The sequence below is a fragment of the Streptomyces sp. NPDC002911 genome (assembly GCF_053591835.1).
In genome coordinates this window covers 55,029-59,273 of record NZ_JBSFUO010000010.1, presented here as the reverse complement: position 1 = coordinate 59,273, position 4,245 = coordinate 55,029, and the positions used below count along the sequence as shown (strand labels likewise).

1 pseudogene is annotated in these 4,245 nt (G+C 70.8%); it reads right to left on the bottom strand.

From position 1 onward, the window contains the following. Nucleotides 1-4,136: pseudogene (locus tag ACWD04_RS17730) on the bottom strand (lonely Cys domain-containing protein); the annotation flags it as partial. Nucleotides 4,137-4,245: the final 109 nt, after the last annotated feature.

The window sequence follows — 4,245 nt, the reverse complement described above, 5'->3', positions numbered from 1 at the left end:
ACCCCGAAGACCAGACCGTCCCGCACGACGAACCTGTTCTCCGCCTCGAGCGCCGCCATCTTCGCGGCCAGCTCACGGAACTCCGTCGAACGCTGATTGAACCGCGACAGAACCCTTTCCGACGCCCCCTCCGGAACAACCCCCGGATCAGGCATCACCGGCTTGAAATAACCCACAAGCCCGACGCTCTCCGGATCAGCACCCAGAAGAACATCGACCTCGTTCACCGTCTTGGCCTTGATCTCCCACGGCTTCGGCAACGCCCCGGCCTCGAGCCACTTCGGAGCGAGAAGATTCGTCGGACGCACATCGATGACCACGTTCTTGTCCCGCGCCAGATCACGGAACCCCTTGAAATTCTTCTCCGGCATCCCGTACGCATGCCGCGCCGTATACGAATTCACCTCACCGCTCCTGAGCGGCTCGGGCCAGGTGAGTCGGGCGTTCTCGTTGTCGGGTCCGAACCGGAGCAGTGGTTCGCCGTCAGGACCCTGGTGCTTATGGACGATCTTGTCGAAGAGGGACTTGTCGAAAGCGGTCGGCGGATTCCAGAACATGTGCGCGCCGTGCATCACGGCCATGTCCTTCGCCCGCATCTCCTCGATCAGCGCGTCATGCGCGGGATGCGTGACCCGCGTACCGTCCGGCGTCGACACGTCGAACAGATCGTGATCACCGGTGATCGGACGCCGACCACCGTCCTCACCCACCCCGAAGACCAGACCGTCCCGCACGACGAACCTGTTCTCCGCCTCGAGCGCCGCCATCTTCGCGGCCAGCTCACGGAACTCCGTCGAACGCTGGTTGAACCGCGACAGAACCCTTTCCGACGCCCCCTCCGGAACAGCCCCCGGATCAGGCATCACCGGCTTGAAATAACCCACAAGCCCGACGCTCTCCGGATCAGCACCCAGAAGAACATCGACCTCGTTCACCGTCTTGGCCTTGATCTCCCACGGCTTCGGCAACGCCCCGGCCTCGAGCCACTTCGGAGCGAGAAGATTCGTCGGACGCACATCGATGACCACGTTCTTGTCCCGCGCCAGATCACGGAACTCCTTGAAATTCTTCTCCGGCATCCCGTACGCATGCCGCGCCGTATACGAATTCACCTCACCGCTCCTGAGGGGAGGCGGGGTCGGCTTCTCCTCGTGGGCGGTGGCGGTGGGCGCCGGGTCGTGCAGGCGACGTGCCAACTCGGCGGTGTCCTCGGGACTGAGAGCCAGCTCGGACAAGGTCAGGGGTGCGTTCGACAGCGACCAGACGACATCCGCCGACGGCGCGTAGGAGAGCCCGCGCACATCCTCTCGCGAGACCGACGTGGTGGGAGACAGCTCGGGCGGCGGCGGGGGAAGCAGCTCGTCGAGCGTGGTGCCGGGGCCGGCATCGGCCCGCAGCACGGCCGCCGCGCGCAGGAACGCGGTGTACTGCTCAGGAGTGGGGTCGGTAGTCGGGGCGCCGGTGACGGTGTGCCAGTCGGTGACCATCCGGCGCAGCAGGTCCGGGGTCATCCGGCCGTCGCCGTACCGGGCCGCGCTGTCCGTGCTCAGCCAGCGCAGACCGTCCACGTAAGCGAGGCCGGCGAGCAGCTCCTGGTTTTCCGGACGCTGTTCGGCGTCCGGTCCGAGAGCGTCGCGCAGAGTTCGGATCTGCTGGAGGGTGCGGGCACGGGCGAACGGGCCGGCCGGGCCGGGGCCGGCGTGCAGACCGGCGTCGCGCGCCGACCGGTCCAGGTCCCCACCGCTCGGCTCCGGGGTGAACAACCGCCACCGCCCCGGCCCGTCCGGGCCCTCTGTGAGCACGGCACGGACTTCGCCGTCCGCGCCGCGGGCCGTACCCACCTCGGTGGTCGGCGCGTACACCGTCCGCCCGGTCCCGTTCGCCACGTGCTGCGCGACCGGCAGCCCCGCGATCTCCGGCTGCCTTCCGGTCTTGCAGGCGTACATGACCAGAGGCCGGTCCTCGTCGTCGTCCACCGCCCAGTACTTGAGCAATTCGACGAGCTGTACGCCGCTGACCGTCACGCTGGGCCGCGCCGAGTCCTCGGTGCCCAGCGTGACGGTACGGGATGTGGCGTGCGACACGAAGTAATCGGCGCCCCGATCGGTACCCGCTCCCGGGAGCGGGGCCGGCGGGCCCGTGAACACGGTTCGGCGGGCGGGCCGCGGCGCGTCGGTCCCCGCATCGGAGTCCGTCCGCGGAGGTGTGGAGGCTGCGGCGGGGGTGGACACGGTGCGTACGCCGCGGAAGGTGTCCTGGCCGAGCAGCGCCCGGCGCCCCGCCTCGTGTGCCGTACCGTCCTCGGCCGGGCTCTGCGAGATGGTCAGCCTCTGGACGGCACGGCCCGGTGCCGGCTGCACCGTCATGTCCGGCACCAGACGCCGCACCTGGGCGAGCGGCACCGTGTGGCCGTCCAGGGTGACGACGGCCGGCTCCCTCTCGGTCCGCCGTGACCCGTTTCCGCCGACGTCGGTGACGCCGCCGTCCGCGGGGCGTACGACGATCCGGGCCGGCGACGGGGGAAGTGCCACCGACGGCGTCGCAGGGGAGGTTTCCGGTGTGGCCTGCGTGGGCGGGGGCGGGGTGGTTCCGTTCCCGGGGCCGTGTCCTGTACCGAGGCCGGGGGCTTGCCCGCCGGTCCCGTCACTGCCTCTGTCGCCTGCGCCCGACTCCAGGTGCAGGTCGGTGGCCGTCTCGGTCCAGGGGCGCGACAGGGTGGCGAGCTTGTCCGGGGCGGGTGCGGTGGCAGCAGTGGAGTCCGGGCCGACTCCGGTGTCGTGTACCGGGGTTGCCGGGGTTGCCTGGGTTGCCTTCTCCTGCAGCACCGCCGGCGAGGGTAGGTCCGTGGAGGTGACGACCGGGGCGCTGTCGGCCGCCACGGTGCTCTGGGTGGCGGGCTGGGCCATGGGGCCAAGGGCATCGGCGAGCGGCAGCAGCACGTCTGCGCCGGGGAACACGGTGTGCGTGGTGGCCGTGGTGCCGTCAGCCGTCGTGGCGGGCACCGGGCCGGTGAGCGTACGGACCTGGACCGGGGCGCCCGGCCCTTCGCGGGTCAGCTCGACCGCGGCGCGTACCGGGCGTCCTGCCCCGTCCGGCGTGACTGCAGGCCCGAGCACCACGGCCCGGTCGGTCCCGGCCCCGTCCAGCAGCTCGGCCGCCTCCGGTGATCCCTCACCCGGCGGCGGCACCTCCGACACCACGATGGTCAGGGGCGGTGCCGGGGTGGATTCGGGTCTCCCCTCGCGTGTGGGTTCGGACTTCGCATCGGGTGTGCCGCTGACATCACGTACGTCGTCGGTGTCGGCGAACGAGCCGACAGTGCTCACCTTCGGCGGAGCGGTGGTGGTCTCGACGGCCGGACCGGGAACGGTGTCGGTGGTGGGGTCGACCGTCGTGTCGACCGTGGTGTCGACGACCGGGGCAGGGGTGCTCTCCACGGAGTCCGGCAAGACGTCGGTCCCGGCCGGGTCGACGGCCTCCGGAGTGGAGGTGACCTGCGAGGAGTCGTCCGTCGCGGCCGGTGAGCCGTCCACCGGGGCTGTACCGTCCGGAGCGCGGGTGCCCTGGGGAGACGTGTCCGAGGAAGCCGGAGCGCCTCCGGTGGCAGGGAGGCCACCCGGCCGGGCACCGTTGCCCGTGGCGGGTGCGGCGGGTGTGGCGGATGTGGCGGATGTCGTGGGGCTGCCGCCCGTTGCGACGGGAACGCCATTCCCCTGGTCCGGCACCGTAGCCGCACGGTCGTTCTGCCCGGCCGCCGCCTCCGGAGACCTCTGCGCGTCGCTCTCCGGAGATCCCTGCACGTCGGGGTCAGGAGATCCCTGGGTGTTGTTCTCCGAAGGGGTCACAGCCGAGTTGGCCGGTGCGTCCACGGCCACGCTCTCCGGGGAGGCCACAGGCTCGATGCCCTGCCCGTCGGTTGCGTCGGGCAACCCCGCGTCGGGGCTGTGGTCCACCACCGCGTCGGGGCTGTGGTCCACCACCGCGTCCGGGCTGTGGTCCACCACCGCGTCCGGGCTGTGGTCCACCACCGCGTCCGGGCTGTGGTCCACCACCGCGTCGGCGTTGTCGGCGGGATGTGCGGCGGAGTTGCCCGCCGTCGCGGCAGGACTGCTACCAGAGGCACTCGGACCGTTCACTGTGGCCGGACCACCCCCCTCGACCACAACAGGGCTACCACCAGAGACACCCGGACCATCCACCGTGGCCGGACCACCCCCCTCGACCACAACAGGGCTACCACCAGAA